This is a genomic window from Sphingomonas aurea, assembly GCF_030678875.1.
GTDB classification, from domain to species: domain Bacteria; phylum Pseudomonadota; class Alphaproteobacteria; order Sphingomonadales; family Sphingomonadaceae; genus Sphingomonas; species Sphingomonas aurea.
Window position 1 is genome coordinate 13,973 of sequence record NZ_JAUUDS010000004.1, and the last position, 17,889, is coordinate 31,861.

A 17,889-nucleotide genomic window follows, 5' to 3' on the forward strand; every position below is an offset into this window, starting at 1 on the left:
AGGAGAGCGGGAGATGTCAGGCCGCCTTCTTCTCTTCGGCGGCCTCTTCCTGCGGGAACGGGAAGCCGAACAGACGGAGCAGCTCGCGCGCCTCGTCGTCGGTCTTTGCCGTGGTGGTGACGATCACGTCCATGCCACGCACCTTGTCGATGCGGTCATAGTTGATCTCGGGGAAGATGATCTGCTCCTTGATGCCGCAGGCATAGTTGCCGCGACCGTCGAAGCTCTTCGGGTTCAGACCGCGGAAGTCGCGCACGCGCGGCAGGGCGATCGTGATGAAGCGGTCGAGGAACTCGTACATGCGCTCGCGGCGAAGGGTGACCTTCACGCCGATCGGCATGCCCTCGCGCAGCTTGAACTGCGCGATCGACTTCTTCGCCTTGGTGATGACCGGCTTCTGACCGGCGATCAGCTCCATTTCCGACGCGGCCTGGTCGACGCGCTTCTTGTCCTGGGTCGCCTCACCGACGCCCATGTTGAGCACGATCTTCTCGATCCGCGGGATCTCGTTGACGTTCTTGTAGCCGAACTTCTCGGTCATCGCAGCGACGATGCGATCGTCGTAGATGCCCTTCATCCGGGGCTTATAGGCATCAGCCATCGATCTTCTCCCCGGACTTCACGGCCACGCGGACCTTCTTGCCGTCCTGCGTCTCGAAACGGACGCGCGTCGGCTTGCCGTCGGCGGTCACGTGCGCGACCTTCGAGATGTGCAGCGGCGCCTCGACCTTGACCAAGCCACCCTGCGGCTCGGCCTGGGTCGGCTTGCGGTGGCGGGTCGCGACGTTGACGCCCTCGACCACGACCTTGCCGTCCTTCGGCATGGCGAGCGTGACCGTGCCGGTCTTGCCCTTGTCCTTGCCGGACAGGACGATCACGCGATCGCCCTTCTTGATCTTCGCGGCGGCCATTACAGCACCTCGGGCGCGAGAGAGATGATCTTCATGTGCTTCTTGCCACGCAGCTCGCGCACGACCGGGCCGAAGATACGGGTGCCGATCGGCTCCTCGTTCTTGTTGACCAGGACGGCGGCGTTGCCGTCGAAGCGGATGGTCGAGCCATCGGCACGGTGAATGTCCTTGGCGGTGCGGACGATGACGGCGCGGTGCACGTCACCCTTCTTCACCTTGCCGCGGGGCTGCGCTTCCTTGATGCTGACGACGATGATGTCACCGACCGATGCGGTGCGACGCTTCGAGCCGCCCAGCACCTTGATGCACTGCACCCGCTTCGCGCCGCTGTTGTCAGCGACGTCGAGATTGGACTGCATCTGGATCATGGATCCTGCTTCCTTCTCTTCATGGGCTGGATTCCGACCCAGCCCGGCCTAAAAATAACGACCCCGGCGGCGGGCGGACCCGCGCCGGGGGAGCGGCCCTGTAGCCGCTCCTTGGTCAGAGTGCAACCTGCCCCGGTCGAAACCGGAGCGCGATGCATCACGCGTCGACGTCGACCCGCTCGGGCGTCGCATGGGTGTTCACCCGGTCGAGCACCTTCCAGGTCTTCAGCTTCGACATCGGCGCAATCTCTTCGATGCGCACCGTCTCGCCGGCCTTGAACTCGTTCGCCTCGTCATGGGCGTGATACTTCTTCGAGCGGCGGATGATCTTGCCGTAGAGCGGGTGCTTCACCTTGCGCTCGACGTTCACCACCACGGTCTTGTCGCCCTTGTCGGAGACGATCAGGCCGGTCAGCACGCGCTTGGGCATGTGCTTCGTTCCTTACTTGGCCGTCGCGGCGCGAGTGCGCTGCGACTGCAGGGTCTTGATGCGGGCGATGTCGCGACGGACCTCGCGCACGCGGCTCGGCTTCTCGAGCTGGTTCGTCGCCGCCTGGAAGCGGAGGTTGAACTGCTCGCGCTTCAGCTGGCCGAGGCTCTCGTTCAGCTGATCGTCGCTCTGGCCGGTGAAATCAGTGGCCATCTTACTCGCCTCCGAGGTGGCTGGTGTCGCCCAGACGGGCCACGACCTTGGTCTTGATCGGGAGCTTCATGGCGGCGCGCTCGAACGCCTCGGCGGCGATCTTGCCCTCGACACCGTCGAGCTCGAACAGGATCCGGCCCGGCTTCACGCGGGCAGCCCAGAACTCGGGCGAACCCTTGCCCGAGCCCATGCGGACTTCGGCCGGCTTCGACGAGACCGGCACGTCCGGGAAGACGCGGATCCACAAACGCCCCTGGCGCTTGATGTGGCGGGTGATCGCGCGGCGGGCCGCCTCGATCTGGCGTGCGGTGATCCGATCCGGCTCCATCGCCTTCAGGCCATAGGCGCCGAAGTTGAGGCTGGTGCCGCCCTTGGCGTCGCCGTGGATGCGGCCCTTGAACGCCTTGCGGAACTTGGTGCGCTTCGGTTGCAGCATGTTTCTTGTTCCTTAGCGGCGGTCGTCGCGCGCCGGACGCACGCCGGAGGTCTGGGCCTCCATCATGAGCCGGTCGGTCGCCATCGGGTCGTGACCCAGGATCTCGCCCTTGAACACCCAGACCTTGACGCCGCACACGCCGTACGACGTGTGGGCCTCGGCCTCGGCATAGTCGATGTTCGCGCGCAGCGTGTGCAACGGCACGCGGCCCTCGCGATAGCTCTCCGAGCGCGCGATTTCCGCACCGCCCAGACGACCGCCGCAATAGACCTTGATGCCGTCGGCACCCAGGCGCATCGCCGACTGCACCGCGCGCTTCATCGCGCGGCGGAAGGCGATACGGCGCTCCAGCTGGTCGGCGATACCCTGCGCGACCAGGCGGGCGTCCACCTCGGGCTTGCGGATCTCAACGATGTTCAGCGAGACGTCGGACGAGGTCATCGCACCGATCGTCTTGCGCAGCTTCTCGATGTCGCCGCCCTTCTTGCCGATGATGACACCGGGACGTGCGGCGAAGATCGAGATGCGGCACAGCTTGGCTGGACGCTCGATGACGACCTTGGAGATCGCCGCCTGCGGCAGCGTCTTCATGATGAACCGGCGGATCTTCAGATCCTCCAGCAGCAGCTGGCCATAGGCGGCGCCTTCGGCGTACCAGCGGCTGTCCCAGGTGCGGTTGATCTGCAGCCGCATGCCGATGGGGTTGCTCTTGTGACCCATTATGCTTCTTCCTGCTCGCGCACGACGATGCGCAGACGGCTGAACGGCTTCAGGATGCGGGTGGACTTGCCACGGCCGCGGGTCGCGAAACGCTTCATGGTGATCGACTTGCCGACCGACGCCTCGGCGACGACGAGCGCGTCGACGTCGAGGTTGTGGTTGTTCTCGGCATTGGCGATGGCCGAGGCCAGAACCTTGCGCGCGTCGACCGCCATGCCCTTCGTCGAGAAGGCCAGGATGTTGAGCGCGTCGGACGCCTTCTTGCCGCGGATCAGGCCCGCGACCAGGTTCAGCTTCTGGGCCGAACCGCGGATCTGCGTGCCGACCGACAGGGCTTCCTTGTCACCGACCTTGCGGGGGGATGCTGGCTTCGACATCAGCGCTTGCCCTTCTTGTCGGCGGCATGACCCGGGAAGTAGCGCGTGGGCGCGAACTCGCCGAGCTTCATGCCGACCATGTCCTCGTTGACCGTGACCGGCACGAACTTGCGACCATTATAGACGTTGAACGTCAGACCGACGAACGACGGCAGGATGGTGGAACGACGCGACCAGGTCTTGATCGGCGCGCGGCCACCGGCATCCTGCGCGGTCTCCGCCTTCTTCAACAGGCTCAGTTCGACGAACGGGCCCTTCCAGACTGAACGAGCCATGGGTTAGCCCTTCCTCTTCGTCGAGTGACGCGACCGGATGATCATCTTGTCGGTCGACTTGTTGTGACGGGTGCGCGCACCCTTGGTCGGCTTGCCCCACGGGGTAACCGGATGACGGCCGCCCGAGGTCCGGCCTTCACCACCGCCATGCGGATGGTCGACCGGGTTCTTGGCGACGCCGCGGGTCAGCGGACGCTTGCCCATCCAGCGCGAACGCCCGGCCTTGCCGAGGTTCGTGTTCTGGTTGTCCGGGTTCGACACCGCACCGATCGTCGCCATGCACTCGCCATGGATATAGCGCTGCTCGCCCGAGTTCAGGCGGACGATGACCATGCCGCGATCGCGACCGACGACCTGCACATAGGTGCCGGCCGAACGTGCGATCTGGCCGCCCTTGCCCGGCTTCATCTCCACATTGTGGACGATGGTGCCGACCGGGACCTGGCCCAGCTCCATGGCGTTGCCCGGCTTCACGTCGGTCCGCTTGGCCGCGATCACCTTGTCCCCGACGCCGAGGCGCTGCGGAGCGATGATATAGGCCTGCGCCACCTTGCCATCGGCATCGGTGCCGTAATTGACCAGTGCGATGAACGCGGTGCGGTTGGGATCATATTCCAGCCGCTCGACCGTGCCCTCGACGTCCCAGTTGCGACGCTTGAAGTCAATGAACCGGTACTTCTGCTTGTGGCCACCCGCGATGCCGCGGCTGGTCACATGGCCCTTGTTGTTGCGGCCACCGGTCTTGTTCTTGCCCTCGACGAGCGCCTTGACGGGCTTGCCCTTCCAGAGCTGCGACTTGTCGACGAGAATCAGGCCGCGGCGGGCCGGGCTCGTCGGATTATATTGCTTGAGTGCCATCTCAGCCCTGCGCCCCCGTCGTCACGTCGATGGACTCGCCGTCCTTCAGCGTCACGATCGCCTTCTTCACGTCCGACTTGGTGTAGGGCACGCCCTTCCACTTCTTCGTCTTGCCCTTCTGGACGATCGTGTTGACGCCGGTGACGGTGACGCCGAACAGCGCCTCGACAGCGGCCTTGATCTCGGGCTTGCTCGCAGTCTTGGCGACCTTGAACACGACGGCGTTATGCTCGGACAGCAGGGTCGCCTTCTCGGTGATGTGCGGCGCGAGCACGACGTCGTAGTGACGCACGTCGATCGCGGCCTTCTGCGGCTTAGCCATTGAAGCGCGCCTCCAGCTTTTCGACAGCGGCGCGGGTCAGCACCAGCGTGTCGGCCTTGATGATGTCATAGACGTTGGCACCGACGGCCGGCAGCAGGTCGACGCCCGGCAGGTTGTAGCCTGCGCGGAAGCCCTCACCTGCCTCGCCGTCGATCACCAGCGTGCGCTTGCCGGCGTTCAGGGTCGCGAAATGGCCCTTCAGTTCCTTGGTCTTGCCGACCTCGAAACCGTCCAGCACGATCAGCGAGCCGGCCTTGGCGTGGCTGCTGAGCGCCATCTTCAGACCCAGGGCACGAACCTTCTTGTTCAGGCCGGGATTGAAGTCGCGGACACGGGCGCCGTGCGCCTTGCCGCCGCCGATGAAGACGGGAGCGCGACGATCGCCGTGACGGGCGACACCGCCGCCCTTCTGGCGACCGAGCTTCTTGCCCGAGCGGGCGACATCGGCACGCTCACGAGTGCCGCGCGCGGTGGCGCGGCGCTTTTCCAGCTGCCAGGTCACAACGCGGTGCAGGATATCGGCGCGCGGATCGAGGCCGAAGACCTCGTCGTTAAGCTCGATGTCCGCCCCGGCGGTGCCGGCAAAGGACTGAACCTTGACCTTCACTGTTTAGCCCTCCTGGCTCGCGGTGGCTTCCGGAGCAGGCTCGGCAGAAGCAGTGTTGTTGTTTGCGATCTTCAGACCGGCGGGCTTCGGGGCATCGGCGTGCGCCTTGACCTTCACGGCGTCCTTGACGAACAGCCAGCCACCCTTCGACCCGGGCACCGAGCCCTTGACGAAGATCAGACCGCGCTCGACGTCGGTGCCGACGATCTCGAGATTCTGCTGGGTGCGATACTTGTCGCCCATGTGACCGGCCATCTTCTTGTTCTTGAAGACGCGACCCGGATCCTGACGCTGACCGGTCGAACCGAGCGAACGGTGCGAGACCGAGACGCCGTGCGTCGCGCGCAGACCGCCGAAGTTCCACCGCTTCATGCCGCCGGCGAAGCCCTTACCCTGGGTACGACCCTGGATATCGACCATCTGGCCAGCGACGAAATGCTCCGCCGAAATCTCTGCGCCGACGTCGAGGAGATTGTCCTCGGAGACGCGGAATTCCGCCAGGATCGCCTTGGGCTCGACCTCGGCCTTGCCGAAATGGCCGCGCTGCGGCTTGGCGACGTTCTTGGCCTTGGCGACGCCTGCGCCAAGCTGGACGGCGGTGTAGCCGTCGGTATCTGTTTCGCGGCGGGAGACGACCTGAAGCCCTTCGAGCTGCAGAACGGTGACCGGCACGTGCCGACCGTCGTCCTGGAACAGGCGGGTCATCCCCATCTTCTTCGCGATCACGCCGGTGCGCATGATCCACACTCCTTGACAGAGGCACGCCCGGACCATTCCGGAACGTGCTTGCGGGCCTCTCCGGAACCGAGGTTCCATCAAAGCCCATCCAACCCGAATTTATCGAAACGTGCCCCGCCCCGGGCTGGTCGTTCTCTAGCCTTGGCTCAAGAACATGGCGGGAGACGCTGGCCCGACGACCGAGGTCGCCGGCGGTATCTCGAAATGCCGTCGCGCCGCAGGACCGAGGTCGACTGCAGCGCGCCGCTGGCCCTTAGGCCAGCTTGATCTCCACGTCAACGCCGGCCGCGAGATCCAGCTTCATCAGCGCGTCGACCGTCTGGGGGGTCGGCTGCACGATGTCGAGCATCCGCTTGTAGGTACGGACCTCGAACTGCTCGCGCGACTTCTTGTCGATGTGCGGGCCGCGGTTGACGGTGAACTTCTCGATGCGCGTCGGCAGCGGAATGGGGCCACGGATGAGCGCGCCGGTGCGGCGGGCGGTGTCGGCGATATCGCCGGTCGCCTGATCGAGCACGCGATGGTCGAACGCCTTCAGACGAATGCGGATGTTGCTGTCCATGATCCCTACCGATGCGAAAGAGCGGGCCGCATGAATGCGGCTCTTGCTGTTCAAAAAAGCGAAGGGGCGCCCATACAGGCGCTCCTACAAAAAGGCAACCGCCCGGCGCACCCTGACGGTGCACCGGGCGGCTGTTTTGCGGTGGGCCGTTGCCGGCCCGGTCCGTTACTTCGAGATCGCGCTGACCACGCCGGCGCCGACGGTGCGGCCACCCTCGCGGATCGTGAAGCGCTGACCCACGTCCATGGCGATCGGTGCGATCAGCTTGATGCCGAGCGCGACGTTGTCGCCGGGCATGACCATCTCGGTGCCCTCAGGCAGCTCGACGGTGCCGGTCACGTCCGTGGTGCGGAAGTAGAACTGCGGGCGGTAGTTGGCGAAGAACGGCGTGTGACGGCCACCCTCTTCCTTCGACAGCACGTAGACTTCCGAGTTGAAGTCGGTGTGCGGCTTGATCGAGCCGGGCTTGCAGAGCACCTGGCCACGCTCCACGTCGTCGCGGGCGACGCCGCGGATCAGCGCACCGACATTGTCGCCGGCCTGGCCCTGATCGAGCAGCTTGCGGAACATCTCGACGCCGGTGACGGTGGTCTTGCGGACCTCCGGGTGAATGCCGACGATCTCGACTTCCTCACCGACCTTGACGATGCCGGTCTCGACGCGACCGGTGACGACCGTACCGCGACCCGAGATCGAGAACACGTCCTCGATCGGCATCATGAACGGCTTGTCCAGCGGACGCTCCGGCTGCGGGATGTAGTCGTCGACCGCCTGCATCAGCTCGAGCACCGCTTCCTTGCCGAACTTGTCGTTCGAACCCGACAGCGCGCAGGTCGCCGAACCCTTGATGATGGGGATGTCGTCGCCCGGGAACTCGTACGAGCTGAGCAGCTCGCGGATTTCCAGCTCGACCAGCTCGAGGATTTCCTCGTCGTCGACCAGATCGACCTTGTTCATGAACACGACCATCGCCGGCACGCCGACCTGACGGGCGAGCAGGATGTGCTCGCGGGTCTGCGGCATCGGGCCGTCGGTAGCCGACACGACCAGGATCGCGCCGTCCATCTGGGCGGCACCGGTGATCATGTTCTTCACATAGTCGGCGTGGCCGGGGCAGTCGACGTGCGCGTAGTGGCGGTTCGTCGTCTCGTACTCGACGTGTGCGGTCGAGATCGTGATGCCGCGCTCACGCTCTTCCGGCGCCTTGTCGATGTTGGCGAAGTCGACGGCGGTGCCGCCGGTCGTCTCTGCCAGGACCTTGGTGATCGCGGCGGTCAGCGAGGTCTTGCCATGGTCGACGTGACCGATGGTGCCGATGTTCAGATGCGGCTTGTTCCGCTCGAATTTTGCCTTTGCCATTTTCCTACCTTCTGATTCGAATTCGGTGCCGCCGGGGCCACGCGAACGCGGCCCAATAACGACTGTTGCATGGTTACGCCAGCCCCTGTCCCGATTCCTCGGGCAGGCCGACACCGGAGTAAATCCGGCGTCGTCGAACGGGTCGCCGGAGCGACCCGCCGGCCGGCCTTTCGGCGTCTCGGGGCCAGGTTGCCCTGGCCCCGTGCGCCTCAGGCCATCTTCGCCTTGATCTCGTCCGCGACGTTGCTCGGCACTTCGTCATAGTGCGAGAACTGCATCGAGTACTGCGCCCGGCCCTGGGTGAACGAGCGGAGCTGGTTCACGTAACCGAACATGTTGGCCAGCGGCACCATCGCCTCGACCGTCTGCGCATTGCCGCGGCTGTCGGTGCCCTGGATCTGGCCACGACGGCTGTTCATGTCGCCGATGACGTCGCCCAGATAATCCTCCGGGGTGACAACCTCGACCTTCATGATCGGCTCGAGCAGCTTGATGCCGGCCTTCTGTGCGGCCTCACGCATCGCGCCGCGGGCGCAGATCTCGAACGCCAGCGCCGACGAGTCGACGTCATGGTACGCGCCGTCGTACAGATGGACCTCGAAGTCGATGATCGGGAAGCCGATCAGCGATCCCGTCTCGGCCGTCTCGCGCATGCCCTTCTCGACCGAGGGGATATATTCCTTGGGAATATTGCCGCCCTTGACCTCGTCGAAGAACTGGAAACCCGAACCGCGCTCGCCCGGAACGACGGTCAGCTTGACGCGACCGAACTGGCCCGAACCACCCGACTGCTTCTTGTGCGTATAGTCGATGTCGACCTTCTTCGCGAGATACTCGCGATACGCCACTTGCGGCGCGCCGACATTCGCCTCGACCTTGAACTCGCGCTTCATGCGATCGACGAGGATCTCGAGGTGAAGCTCGCCCATGCCCTTGATGATGGTCTGGCCCGACTCGGCATCCGACGACACGCGGAACGACGGATCCTCGCGCGCGAGACGGTTGAGCGCGACGCCCATCTTCTCCTGGTCGGCCTTGGTCTTCGGCTCCACCGACAGCTCGATCACGGGCTCGGGGAACTCCATCCGCTCCAGGATGATCGGCGCACTGATGGCACAGAGCGTGTCACCGGTCGTGGTATCCTTCAGGCCCGCCAGCGCGACGATGTCGCCGGCATAGGCCTCCTGGATGTCCTCGCGGCTGTTCGCATGCATCAGCAGCATGCGACCGACCTTTTCCTTCTTGTCCTTCACCGAGTTCTGGACCTGCGACGCCGCCTCGAGCTTGCCCGAGTAGATGCGCGCGAAGGTCAGGGTGCCGACGAAGGGATCGTTCATGATCTTGAACGCCAGCGCCGAGAACGGCTCGGTGTCCGACGACGGACGCTCGTCCGGCGTCTCGCCGTCGAGCTTCACGCCCTTGATGGCGGGAACGTCGAGCGGCGACGGCAGATAGTCGACCACCGCGTCGAGCAGCGGCTGGACGCCCTTGTTCTTGAAGGCCGAACCGCAGACGATCGGCACGAACGCCATGTTCAGCGTCCCCTTGCGGATCAGCTTCTTCAGGTCGGCGACCGACGGCTCGTTGCCCTCGAGATAGGCCTCCATCAGGTCGTCGTCCTGCTCGACGGCCATCTCGATCAGGTCGCTGCGATACTTCGCCGCCTTCTCGGCCATGTCGTCGGGGATCGCCTGATATTCGAACTTCGCGCCCAGGCTCTCCTCGAGCCAGACGATCGCACGGTTCTCGACCAGGTCGACCAGCCCCTTGAAGCCGCCCTCGATGCCGATCGGCAGATACAGGACCGCCGGCCGCGCACCCAGACGCTCGATGATCGAGTTCACGCAGAAATAGAAGTCGGCGCCGGTGCGATCCAGCTTGTTGACGAAGCACATGCGCGGCACGCCGTACTTGTCGGCCTGGCGCCACACCGTCTCGGACTGCGGCTCCACGCCCGCCACGCCGTCGAAGCACGCGACCGCGCCGTCGAGCACGCGGAGCGAACGCTCCACCTCGATGGTGAAGTCGACGTGGCCCGGCGTGTCGATGATGTTGATCCGGTGCTCGGGGCCCTGACCCTCCTCGGCCTTCCAGAAGCACGTCGTCGCGGCCGACGTGATGGTGATGCCGCGCTCCTGCTCCTGCTCCATCCAGTCCATCGTCGCGGTGCCCTCATGCACTTCGCCGATCTTGTAGGACTTGCCGGTGTAGTAGAGGATACGCTCGGTCGTGGTCGTCTTGCCGGCGTCGATGTGCGCCATGATGCCGATGTTGCGATACTGTTCGAGCGGATGGCTGCGGGCCATGATCGGGCTTCCTTAGCGATGTGGGGAGCAGGCCCATGGCCGGCTCCCCACGATATAGGTCAGATTCGAGACGCTTCCAAGACGAAGCGCCGCGCTTACCAGCGGTAGTGCGAGAAGGCGCGGTTCGCTTCCGCCATGCGGTGCGTGTCCTCGCGCTTCTTCACCGCGTTGCCGCGGTTGTTGGCGGCGTCGAGCAGCTCGCCCGACAGACGCGCCGCCATGGTGTTCTCGCTGCGGTTGCGGGCCGCGGTGATGAGCCAGCGGATCGCCAGCGCCTGGGCGCGCTCCGGACGGACCTCAACGGGGACCTGGTAGGTCGCACCGCCGACGCGGCGGCTGCGGACCTCGATGCCCGGCTTGATGTTGTTCAGCGCGTCGTGGAACACGCCGATCGGCTCGCGCTTGGCGCGGGTCTCGACAGTTTCCAAGGCACCATAGACGATCAGCTCGGCGACGGACTTCTTGCCGTCCAGCATGACCGAATTCATGAACTTCGAGAGAACCTCATCACCGTACTTGGGATCCGGCAGGATGATGCGCTTCTCTGGGCGACGACGACGTGCCATTTCTTATTCCTTCTAAACTTCAGCCGGTTCCGGAACCCGTCCGGGGCTTACTATGATCTGGATCCCGGCCTGCGCCGGGATGAGTCCGCGCGGACGCTCCGCGCCCGCTGGCTCACTTCGGACGCTTGGCGCCGTACTTGGAGCGGGACTGGCGGCGATCCTTGACGCCCTGCGTATCGAGCACGCCGCGCAGGACGTGATAGCGAACGCCGGGAAGGTCGCGCACACGGCCACCGCGGATCAGGACCACCGAGTGCTCCTGCAGGTTATGGCCTTCACCCGGAATGTAGCTGATGACTTCGCGGCTGTTCGTCAGGCGGACCTTGGCCACCTTGCGCAGCGCCGAGTTCGGCTTCTTCGGGGTCGTCGTGTAGACGCGGGTGCAGACGCCGCGCTTCTGCGGGTTCTGCTCCATCGCAGGGACCTTGGACTTGGCCTTCTGCGGCTCGCGGCCCTTGCGGACCAGCTGGTTGATCGTGGGCATTGAAGCCTTCACCTTTCACATGGTTACTTTGCTGGACCCTGTCTCGAATGCAAAAGGAGCCTTGGGGGCGCAACCGTCTCCGGCCACCCCAGGCCCCTGCCATTCCAGCAATGTTCAAGCATGTCCGGTACGAAACAGGTCGCCCCGAACGGCCGCGCCTATACGCCGGGGGATGCCCGTGGTCAATGGCACATGGTCGGGCAGACCGGGCGGCGCAGATGGCCGCTTGCCCCGCCGGACACTTCCCGCTAAAGCCCGCCCCCGCACAGGGGTGTAGCTCAGTTGGTTAGAGCGTCGGTCTCCAAAACCGAAGGCCCTCGGTTCGAGTCCGAGCTCCCCTGCCAGCATTTTTCGTCGTCGATGAACTGCCAACCGGCACGCCGCCCGACGCGCGAAGGCCGCCGGATCGCTCCGACGGCCCCACTGCATTCACGAACCGAAAATCAGGCGTAGCGTGCCTGCATCGCACGCCGGCGATAGCGGGCGACGCCGGCGACCATGCCGAACCCGACCAGCATCATTGCCCAGGTTGCCGGCTCGGGCACCGCGGTCGTCGCGGTGATCGCGGTATTGGCCATCGTCTCGAAGCCATAGCCCTTAAGGATGTTGTTCGTCGTGTAGACGAAGCCATAATAGTTATCCGTGCCGACCGTAGCGCGGATGCCGAGAAAATTGTCGCCGTTGGAGAAGTTCACCGAAGTCGGGGTGGGAAACGAGGCATAGCTGCCGAAGATTCCCGGGCCATACTGCACGGTGTTGCGGTTCACGAAACTGGACGACGGGCTGCCGAACACCGACGAGAACGCACCGTTGGTGCCGTTCGAGACGAGCAGCGGTGCCGAGAAGCTGCTGACCGCCGACAGGGTGAACGAAACCCCCTGAACCGTGAAGGTATAGGGCGTGTTGAGAAGGTTCGTGTTCACCTCCGTCAACACCGGCGCGGCGGCGGCGGGTGCCGCGACGAAGGCAGCGGCGAGCGCGACCGCTGAGACCATGGCTTTCATGAAGAACTCTCCCTGTGGGCGGTGCCACGGGGCGCGGTCACCGTGGGAGATACGGTTAACTGCCGGAAAAGGTGCGAAGCTTTTTTGAGCCTCTGCGTCGAAATGGGACACTCTGGACAGAACGGCGGGCATCTCATCCCGCTTCGGCACCACTGTCGACCAGCGATGGGAGTGGCGGCGTGGCGGCCGTCATGCTCGTGCGGAGCCAAGTGACGGCCCGCGACGTTGCCTGCGCGAGCCGGTGTCCCGCCGGTACCGGAGACCCGATGATGGACGCTCTGCCCACGGAAATCGCGCTGCTCGCCTGGTCGACGGTCCTGCTGTTCGTGCACGTCATGATCCAGGGACAGACTTCGACACGCGAGCGGGGGTTGGACTGGAACGCCGGCCCCCGCGATGGCGAGGCGCCGCCGCCGGGGCCGCTCGCGGGGCGTGCGGCGCGGGCGCTGGCGAATTTTCAGGAGACGTACCCGGTGTTCGTCGCGCTGGCGCTGGGACTGGCCGTGACCGGACGCGCCGGCGGCATCGGCGCGGTCGGGGCAGGTCTGTGGTTTGGGGCGCGGATCGTCTACATACCGCTCTACCTGTTCGGCGTGCGCTATGTCCGCAGCATGGCGTGGCTGGCGTCGATCGCGGGACTGCTGCTGATGCTGATCCGGCTGCTCTGACAGAGCAGCGTCAGGAGGCGCCCGCGTCCATCGTCTCGCTGATAGAGCGGCTCGGTTCGTCGCTCAGCGTGCGGACCACCGTCTCGAAGCGGTCGCCGTCGATGCGGATCTCGTTGAAGGCGGGGGGATGGTTGCGCACCCGCTTCGACAGGGTGCCGGCGCCGATCATCCGCACCGTCCAGTCGCCGCGCCGGACCGGCACGTCGAACGGGTCGTGGACATGGCCCGACAGGACCGCGTGCGCGCCGGCCGCCGCCAGCTCCTCCAGAGCCTCCTCGCCGCGCCAGGTCTTCGCCGTTCCCTTGGTACCACCCTCGATCAGCGGATGGTGCGCGGCGACGAAGATCAGATTGCCCTTTGGCGCCGCCGCGATCAGCGCCAGCGCGCGCTTCAGCGAGCCGCGGCTGACATGGCCCTTCGACCAGTTCATCCGCCACTGCGCGCGTGCCGTCGTCTTCAGCGGCACGATGGTGACGCCGGCAAGCTCCAGCGGCCGCTCGATCATCCGCTCGATCGCCGCATAGCGGGTATAAGGCGCGATGAAGCGGCGGATCGGGTCCCAGTAATAGGGAATGTCGTGGTTGCCGACCTCTACCGTGACCGGCGCCGCAAGGCTCTTCAGCCACGCGCCACCGGCCTCGAACTCGCGGGTGCGGGCGCGCATCGTCAGGTCGCCGGTCATGATGACGGCGTCGGGGCGCTCGGCCTCGACCCGCTCCGCGAACCAGCGGATCGCGTGCGGGTCCTCCTTGCCGAAATGGACGTCGCTGACGTGGAAGAGCTTGGTCATCCCCTGCTCTTCCCGCCGTCGCGCATCATCGTCAAGGCAGGTCGGCCAGCTGCCGCGGCTCGTGCATCGGGCAGCCGTTGAAACGCCCACGATAGTCGGCGGAGAACTTATAGGTATCGTTGCGCGCCCGGTTGATGTTGCCGAGCGGCCGATGTGCCGCCAGCCCGTGCCAGATGTTGTAGGATAGTGCGTCGTTGATCTTGTCCGACGTACCGTGCTCCCAGCCGGGCTGCGGCGCGACCTCCAGCGTGGCGACGGTCTGGAAGGGGCTGTCCTTCTCGTCCCAGACCTTGGTCGGATCCTCGACCGGCATCGCCTCCAGGTCGCGGCTGAGCTGGACGCGCAGCTCCCAGGTGCCGCCCTGGCTGACCAGCACCTCGCTGACGACCTCGCGCAGCGCGTCGGGGCGGTTGGTGGTGGTCACCGTGTCGCCGGTCAGCTGGGTCAACGCCGGGCTGACCGGAGCGAGCGAGAACTTGGCGATATAGTCGCCATAGCGAAACGGCGTCTGCGAATAATAGGTTTCGCCGAGCGGATGGACCTGCGGCGCGCCACCCAGCGTCTGCAACGTCGCCGATTCGAGCCCGACCGCCTCCAGCGTCGCCTCGAACGCGCGCAGCACACCCGACAACAGCTTCTTCGCGCCCTCCGCCTTGTCGGTGGTGGAGGCGAGCAGTTTCAGGTTCTTCGAGAATGCCTTGGCGTCGGGCGCCGAGAAGGCTGGGCCGTTGACGAGGATCAGGTCCTGCGTCGCGTCGCCCTCCGATCCCGGCAGCCGCTCGCCTTCGACGCCGATGATCTTCAGTGCCAGCCCACGCGGCAATGCGATCGAGTCGTCCAGGATGTCGCCCGCGTTGGTCGAGATGCGCAGGACCGCCTCATAGGTGCCGGGCCGGGCGAACAGGCCCTGCGCCAGCTCGGGTGGCAGGCCGTCATGCACCGTCAGCGTTCCGGTGGCGATGCCGTGCGCCTTGGCATGGACCGAGCGTTCGGCGTGGCCATAGTCCTTGGACGTCGTCTCCAGAATATTGCGGAATGAGTCCTCCAGCTGGTGGATCACCTGTCCCTCGTCCGGCTGTACCGTCTCGACGGACGGGTCGTAGCGGACGGGCGCCTTCAGCGTTGCAGTGTCGGTCATCGGCGGCGCTCTCCTTGCGTGTCGCTGCTCAACCGCTGGAAATGAGTGACGTTCCTTACCCGATCCGCGCGACGGCAGCGTCGGCGGGAAGGAGCAGGCGCGCGGCGGCACCGGTCGCGGTCACCAACAGCATCGCGAGAAGCGTCGCCCCTGCCCGTCGCCGCGACCAGCCCCGTCCGAGCAGGACCAGCCCGAGTGCGATCGCGAGCATCGGCCAGAGGTGATAGCGCAGGTCAGAGGCGATGCTGACGACCGCGAAGCTCGCCTCCAGCATCAGGGCCGAGCCGATCAGCGCACGGGCGAGCGCGGCATCGGCATCGCTCCGTGCCCGGCCGGCGATCAGCGCGGCCACCCCGGCGACGATCCACAGGACCGGCCAGCCCGCCGGCGTGGTCGCGAGCGGGCGACTCCATGTCTGCCAGACGATCGCCGAACCGCCGGGCGGAACGAGCCCCAGCGCGTTCGGCTCCGATGCCATCGGCGGCTCCGCGCCGGGCCAGCGATACGGGACCAGCCAGCGGTCGGTGGAGTTCAGATGCGCCAGCCGGTGCTGCGCATAGGCGATCGGATGCAACAGCACCGCGCGGGCGAGCGCCGCGTACAGCTGCCCGGCCGACCACGCATCGATGCGCGCCGTGGCGGCACTGCATCCGGGCACGTCGTCGAGCGGATCCCAGAAGAAGGGCGTCACGCATCCGTGGCGGCGCAGCGCCAGCGCCTCGGCACCGGTGAACGCGCCCGCACCGGGACTGCGCACCGCGATGCCGGCGAGATCGTAGAGCGGCTGGGTTCGTGTCACCCGGCTCGCCTCCGCACCGAGCAGCCGGTGGTTGACGATCGGCGACAGCGCCAGCGTCGCTGCCACGATCGCCGTACCTGCGACCAGCCGCCGTCCGCGCGACAGCGTCAGCGCGACGAGCGGCGCGACCGCGAACACGGCATTGGCCCGCACCAGCAGCGCGTAGATCAGCAGCACGGCGACGGCGGTCCGCGCCGCCCATGGCAGACGCTGCCCCGCGAGCCGCCACCAGCCGATCAGCCCGACCGCCGCCAGCATCGCCGCGACCTGCTGCCCATCCTTCAGGATCGCGACCTGCCAGCCGAGGAAGACGGGCCACAGCCCGATCGCGAGGACACCGGCACCGGCGACGCTCCGCCCGCGGCGCGCCAGCGCCGCGGAGAGCAGGCCCAGGCCGAGCCAGTATCCGCCGAGCTGGGCGACCAGCATCGGTCCCGCTCCGGCGCCGAACAGCAGGCGCAGCCCCGCCCAGAACCGCGCCATCGCCGGCGGGTGCCAGTCGTCATATCGACCGGTCAGCAGCTGCTCGTACTGGCGGACGCTGTCATATTCGACGAAGCCCGGCCAGAACAGGGCGAGCGTCCCTGCCAGCAGCAGCGCCGCCACCGCCAGTGCCGCGACTGGTAACCATCGCTGCGGCCTCACGGCGCGGCTCAGCGGACCGGTTCACCAGCCTTGATGACCAGCGCCGGTCGTTCCAGCACGCGAATATCGGCGAGCGGATCGCCGTCGACCGCAACGATGTCGCCCCAGCGACCGACCGCGATCGTGCCGACATCGGTACGCGCCAGCGCCTCCGCCGCATTCACCGTCGCCGAGCGGATCGCCGCGATCGGGGTCATGCCCCACTCGACCATCTTGGCGAATTGCAAAGCGTTCTGGCCGGCCGGGAAGACCGCGCCATTATCGGTCCCGAAGACCATCTTCACGCCGGCGCGATAGGCGTCGCGAAAGGTCTCGCGCTGCTTGCGGCCGATCTGCCGCTCCTTCTCCAGCGACTCGGGATGTACGCCGTTCTTCGCCCCCTCGGCAAGGATGTAGTCGTCGTCGTACACGTCCATCGAGAACCAGGCGCCGCGTTCCTTCGCCAGCTTGAACGAGGTCGCGTCGGCCAGGCTGGCATGCTCGATCGTGTCGATGCCGGCGCGCAGCGCGTCGTTGATACCGGCGGTGCCGTGCGCGTGGGCGGCGACCTTCAGCCCGAGCATGTGCGCCTCGTCCGCGACCGCCTTCATTTCGTCCAGCGACATCTGCTGCGCGCCGGGCGCGTCGCGGCGCGACAGCACGCCGCCGGTCGCGCAGATCTTGATGACCTCCGCACCGTATTTCTTCATCGTCCGCACCAGCCGGCGATAGCCATCGGGGCTGTCCGCGACGGAGGGGTTGGGCAGGTCCGCAAAGCTCGGCGGCAACCCCTCGGTGCCGTCGCAGTGCCCGCCGGTCGAGCCCAGCGCATAGCCGGCCGGCACGATGCGTGGGCCGACGATATAGCCACCCTCGACCGCCTGTTTCAGCCCGACATCGTTATAATCGGACGAGCCAACGTTGCGGACGGTCGTGAACCCCGCCGCCAGCATCGCGCGGGCATTGGCGACGCCGACCGCCTGCCAGAAGCTGTCGGTATAATCCAACCGGCGATAGCCGCTGATCCGCGCGTCCGCATCGAGATGGACATGCATGTCGATCAGGCCGGGCAGGATCGTCTTGCCGGGCAGGTCGATCCGCTCCGCCCCGTCCGGGATCGCCGGCCGCGCACCGCCGCGGCCGGTGACCGAGACGATGCGCCCATCGGTGATGACGACCACCGGCTCCTCAACCGTCCGCCCCGCCTCGACATCGATCATGTGCGCGGCGGTGACGACCACCGTCTTCGCGATCGCAGGAGTGGCGGCGAGCATGGTCGCTGTCACCGTCAGCGCTAGAATCGTCCGCATCCCCTGCCCCCGTCTCCGTCGTGC

The 17,889-nt window shown here is 66.2% G+C and carries 24 protein-coding genes and 1 tRNA gene; 2 read left to right on the plus strand and 23 right to left on the minus strand.

Annotated features, from left to right (window positions below; translation table 11 throughout):
• Positions 1-16 precede the first annotated feature (16 nt).
• The 18 genes from rplE to rpsL all read right to left on the minus strand — a co-directional run bounded on the left by rplE (position 17) and on the right by rpsL (position 11,532).
• A complete protein-coding gene (rplE, locus tag Q5H91_RS09540; RefSeq protein WP_305173168.1) occupies positions 17-601 on the minus strand; it encodes a 50S ribosomal protein L5 in 585 nt (194 codons plus the stop codon).
• The gene (gene rplX / locus Q5H91_RS09545; RefSeq protein WP_305173169.1) at positions 594-911 is read right to left on the minus strand and encodes a 50S ribosomal protein L24; all 318 of its coding nucleotides are present in this window, start codon (positions 909-911) and stop codon (positions 594-596) included. Before rplX ends, rplE begins: the two co-directional genes overlap by 8 nt.
• Entirely contained in the window at positions 911-1,279 is a 369-nt protein-coding gene (rplN, locus tag Q5H91_RS09550) for a 50S ribosomal protein L14 (RefSeq protein WP_017979484.1), read from the minus strand. The genes rplX and rplN overlap by 1 nt, the downstream gene beginning before the upstream one ends.
• 157 nt (positions 1,280-1,436) lie before the next feature.
• Positions 1,437-1,709 (minus strand): 30S ribosomal protein S17, encoded by a 273-nt coding sequence (rpsQ, locus tag Q5H91_RS09555; protein WP_305173170.1) that lies wholly within the window; start codon positions 1,707-1,709, stop codon positions 1,437-1,439.
• A gap of 12 nt (positions 1,710-1,721) precedes the next feature.
• Complete coding sequence (rpmC, locus tag Q5H91_RS09560) at positions 1,722-1,922, minus strand: 50S ribosomal protein L29 (protein ID WP_305173171.1); 201 nt, start codon at positions 1,920-1,922, stop codon at positions 1,722-1,724.
• Between the two features lies 1 nt (position 1,923).
• The gene (gene rplP, locus Q5H91_RS09565; protein ID WP_305173172.1) at positions 1,924-2,358 is read right to left on the minus strand and encodes a 50S ribosomal protein L16; all 435 of its coding nucleotides are present in this window, start codon (positions 2,356-2,358) and stop codon (positions 1,924-1,926) included.
• Positions 2,359-2,370: 12 nt separating this feature from the next.
• Complete coding sequence (gene rpsC / locus Q5H91_RS09570; protein WP_305173173.1) at positions 2,371-3,078, minus strand: 30S ribosomal protein S3; 708 nt, start codon at positions 3,076-3,078, stop codon at positions 2,371-2,373.
• Positions 3,078-3,455 (minus strand): 50S ribosomal protein L22, encoded by a 378-nt coding sequence (gene rplV, locus Q5H91_RS09575; RefSeq protein WP_305173174.1) that lies wholly within the window; start codon positions 3,453-3,455, stop codon positions 3,078-3,080. Before rplV ends, rpsC begins: the two co-directional genes overlap by 1 nt.
• The gene (gene rpsS / locus Q5H91_RS09580) at positions 3,455-3,730 is read right to left on the minus strand and encodes a 30S ribosomal protein S19 (protein WP_305173175.1); all 276 of its coding nucleotides are present in this window, start codon (positions 3,728-3,730) and stop codon (positions 3,455-3,457) included. The genes rplV and rpsS overlap by 1 nt, the downstream gene beginning before the upstream one ends.
• Before the next feature lie 3 nt (positions 3,731-3,733).
• Positions 3,734-4,588 carry a 50S ribosomal protein L2 gene (gene rplB / locus Q5H91_RS09585; protein ID WP_305173176.1) on the minus strand — a complete coding sequence of 285 codons (855 nt, stop codon included), beginning with the start codon at positions 4,586-4,588 and terminating at the stop codon, positions 3,734-3,736.
• A gap of 1 nt (position 4,589) precedes the next feature.
• Positions 4,590-4,910: a 50S ribosomal protein L23 gene (locus Q5H91_RS09590; RefSeq protein WP_305173177.1), complete on the minus strand. Its 321-nt coding sequence runs from the start codon at positions 4,908-4,910 to the stop codon at positions 4,590-4,592.
• Positions 4,903-5,517 carry a 50S ribosomal protein L4 gene (gene rplD, locus Q5H91_RS09595; protein WP_305173178.1) on the minus strand — a complete coding sequence of 205 codons (615 nt, stop codon included), beginning with the start codon at positions 5,515-5,517 and terminating at the stop codon, positions 4,903-4,905. Before rplD ends, Q5H91_RS09590 begins: the two co-directional genes overlap by 8 nt.
• 3 nt (positions 5,518-5,520) lie before the next feature.
• Positions 5,521-6,255 (minus strand): 50S ribosomal protein L3, encoded by a 735-nt coding sequence (gene rplC / locus Q5H91_RS09600; protein ID WP_305173179.1) that lies wholly within the window; start codon positions 6,253-6,255, stop codon positions 5,521-5,523.
• Between the two features lie 253 nt (positions 6,256-6,508).
• A complete protein-coding gene (rpsJ, locus tag Q5H91_RS09605; RefSeq protein ID WP_007406109.1) occupies positions 6,509-6,817 on the minus strand; it encodes a 30S ribosomal protein S10 in 309 nt (102 codons plus the stop codon).
• 165 nt (positions 6,818-6,982) lie between these two features.
• Positions 6,983-8,176 carry an elongation factor Tu gene (gene tuf / locus Q5H91_RS09610; RefSeq protein ID WP_305173180.1) on the minus strand — a complete coding sequence of 398 codons (1,194 nt, stop codon included), beginning with the start codon at positions 8,174-8,176 and terminating at the stop codon, positions 6,983-6,985.
• Positions 8,177-8,385: 209 nt separating this feature from the next.
• A complete protein-coding gene (gene fusA, locus Q5H91_RS09615; protein WP_305173181.1) occupies positions 8,386-10,482 on the minus strand; it encodes an elongation factor G in 2,097 nt (698 codons plus the stop codon).
• A 95-nt stretch (positions 10,483-10,577) separates the two neighbouring features.
• On the minus strand, positions 10,578-11,048 hold the full coding sequence (gene rpsG, locus Q5H91_RS09620; protein ID WP_305173182.1) for a 30S ribosomal protein S7: 471 nt from the start codon (positions 11,046-11,048) through the stop codon (positions 10,578-10,580).
• A 112-nt stretch (positions 11,049-11,160) separates the two neighbouring features.
• Positions 11,161-11,532 (minus strand): 30S ribosomal protein S12, encoded by a 372-nt coding sequence (gene rpsL / locus Q5H91_RS09625; RefSeq protein ID WP_112381158.1) that lies wholly within the window; start codon positions 11,530-11,532, stop codon positions 11,161-11,163.
• Between the two features lie 267 nt (positions 11,533-11,799).
• Here rpsL and Q5H91_RS09630 point away from each other — a divergent pair.
• Positions 11,800-11,876, plus strand: a tRNA-Trp gene (locus tag Q5H91_RS09630).
• 99 nt (positions 11,877-11,975) lie between these two features.
• On the opposite strand, the gene Q5H91_RS09635 is transcribed toward Q5H91_RS09630, so the two are convergent.
• Positions 11,976-12,536: a PEPxxWA-CTERM sorting domain-containing protein gene (locus tag Q5H91_RS09635; protein WP_305173183.1), complete on the minus strand. Its 561-nt coding sequence runs from the start codon at positions 12,534-12,536 to the stop codon at positions 11,976-11,978.
• A gap of 266 nt (positions 12,537-12,802) precedes the next feature.
• On the opposite strand from Q5H91_RS09635, the gene Q5H91_RS09640 reads away from it, so the two are divergent.
• The gene (locus tag Q5H91_RS09640) at positions 12,803-13,204 is read left to right on the plus strand and encodes an MAPEG family protein (protein ID WP_305173184.1); all 402 of its coding nucleotides are present in this window, start codon (positions 12,803-12,805) and stop codon (positions 13,202-13,204) included.
• Between the two features lie 10 nt (positions 13,205-13,214).
• Here the strand turns inward: Q5H91_RS09640 and Q5H91_RS09645 are convergent, their stop codons facing one another.
• From Q5H91_RS09645 to Q5H91_RS09660, 4 genes are read right to left on the minus strand one after another with little or no spacing between them, the layout of a single operon-like run.
• On the minus strand, positions 13,215-13,994 hold the full coding sequence (locus tag Q5H91_RS09645; protein WP_305173185.1) for a metallophosphoesterase family protein: 780 nt from the start codon (positions 13,992-13,994) through the stop codon (positions 13,215-13,217).
• A gap of 31 nt (positions 13,995-14,025) precedes the next feature.
• The gene (locus tag Q5H91_RS09650; protein ID WP_305173186.1) at positions 14,026-15,132 is read right to left on the minus strand and encodes a catalase family protein; all 1,107 of its coding nucleotides are present in this window, start codon (positions 15,130-15,132) and stop codon (positions 14,026-14,028) included.
• Between the two features lie 55 nt (positions 15,133-15,187).
• Entirely contained in the window at positions 15,188-16,576 is a 1,389-nt protein-coding gene (locus Q5H91_RS09655; RefSeq protein WP_305173187.1) for a hypothetical protein, read from the minus strand.
• 8 nt (positions 16,577-16,584) lie between these two features.
• A complete protein-coding gene (locus tag Q5H91_RS09660) occupies positions 16,585-17,865 on the minus strand; it encodes a Xaa-Pro dipeptidase (protein ID WP_305173188.1) in 1,281 nt (426 codons plus the stop codon).
• Positions 17,866-17,889: the final 24 nt, after the last annotated feature.

Excerpts from the sequence above, each read along its gene's own strand:
- rpsJ (WP_007406109.1), bottom strand. The coding sequence starts at position 6,817 with ATGGACAGCAACATCCGCATTCGTCTGAAGGCGTTCGACCATCGCGTG.
- rpmC (WP_305173171.1), bottom strand. The coding sequence starts at position 1,922 with ATGGCCACTGATTTCACCGGCCAGAGCGACGATCAGCTGAACGAGAGC.
- rpsL (WP_112381158.1), bottom strand. The coding sequence starts at position 11,532 with ATGCCCACGATCAACCAGCTGGTCCGCAAGGGCCGCGAGCCGCAGAAG.
- rplN (WP_017979484.1), bottom strand. The coding sequence starts at position 1,279 with ATGATCCAGATGCAGTCCAATCTCGACGTCGCTGACAACAGCGGCGCG.
- Q5H91_RS09650 (WP_305173186.1), bottom strand. The coding sequence starts at position 15,132 with ATGACCGACACTGCAACGCTGAAGGCGCCCGTCCGCTACGACCCGTCC.
- tuf (WP_305173180.1), bottom strand. The coding sequence starts at position 8,176 with ATGGCAAAGGCAAAATTCGAGCGGAACAAGCCGCATCTGAACATCGGC.
- rplP (WP_305173172.1), bottom strand. The coding sequence starts at position 2,358 with ATGCTGCAACCGAAGCGCACCAAGTTCCGCAAGGCGTTCAAGGGCCGC.
- rpsQ (WP_305173170.1), bottom strand. The coding sequence starts at position 1,709 with ATGCCCAAGCGCGTGCTGACCGGCCTGATCGTCTCCGACAAGGGCGAC.
- rplE (WP_305173168.1), bottom strand. The coding sequence starts at position 601 with ATGGCTGATGCCTATAAGCCCCGGATGAAGGGCATCTACGACGATCGC.
- rpsC (WP_305173173.1), bottom strand. The coding sequence starts at position 3,078 with ATGGGTCACAAGAGCAACCCCATCGGCATGCGGCTGCAGATCAACCGC.
- Q5H91_RS09640 (WP_305173184.1), top strand. The coding sequence starts at position 12,803 with ATGATGGACGCTCTGCCCACGGAAATCGCGCTGCTCGCCTGGTCGACG.
- Q5H91_RS09635 (WP_305173183.1), bottom strand. The coding sequence starts at position 12,536 with ATGAAAGCCATGGTCTCAGCGGTCGCGCTCGCCGCTGCCTTCGTCGCG.
- rpsS (WP_305173175.1), bottom strand. The coding sequence starts at position 3,730 with ATGGCTCGTTCAGTCTGGAAGGGCCCGTTCGTCGAACTGAGCCTGTTG.
- fusA (WP_305173181.1), bottom strand. The coding sequence starts at position 10,482 with ATGGCCCGCAGCCATCCGCTCGAACAGTATCGCAACATCGGCATCATG.
- Q5H91_RS09660 (WP_305173188.1), bottom strand. The coding sequence starts at position 17,865 with ATGCGGACGATTCTAGCGCTGACGGTGACAGCGACCATGCTCGCCGCC.
- rplC (WP_305173179.1), bottom strand. The coding sequence starts at position 6,255 with ATGCGCACCGGCGTGATCGCGAAGAAGATGGGGATGACCCGCCTGTTC.
- rplX (WP_305173169.1), bottom strand. The coding sequence starts at position 911 with ATGGCCGCCGCGAAGATCAAGAAGGGCGATCGCGTGATCGTCCTGTCC.
- Q5H91_RS09645 (WP_305173185.1), bottom strand. The coding sequence starts at position 13,994 with ATGACCAAGCTCTTCCACGTCAGCGACGTCCATTTCGGCAAGGAGGAC.
- rpsG (WP_305173182.1), bottom strand. The coding sequence starts at position 11,048 with ATGGCACGTCGTCGTCGCCCAGAGAAGCGCATCATCCTGCCGGATCCC.
- Q5H91_RS09590 (WP_305173177.1), bottom strand. The coding sequence starts at position 4,910 with ATGGCTAAGCCGCAGAAGGCCGCGATCGACGTGCGTCACTACGACGTC.
- rplV (WP_305173174.1), bottom strand. The coding sequence starts at position 3,455 with ATGTCGAAGCCAGCATCCCCCCGCAAGGTCGGTGACAAGGAAGCCCTG.
- rplB (WP_305173176.1), bottom strand. The coding sequence starts at position 4,588 with ATGGCACTCAAGCAATATAATCCGACGAGCCCGGCCCGCCGCGGCCTG.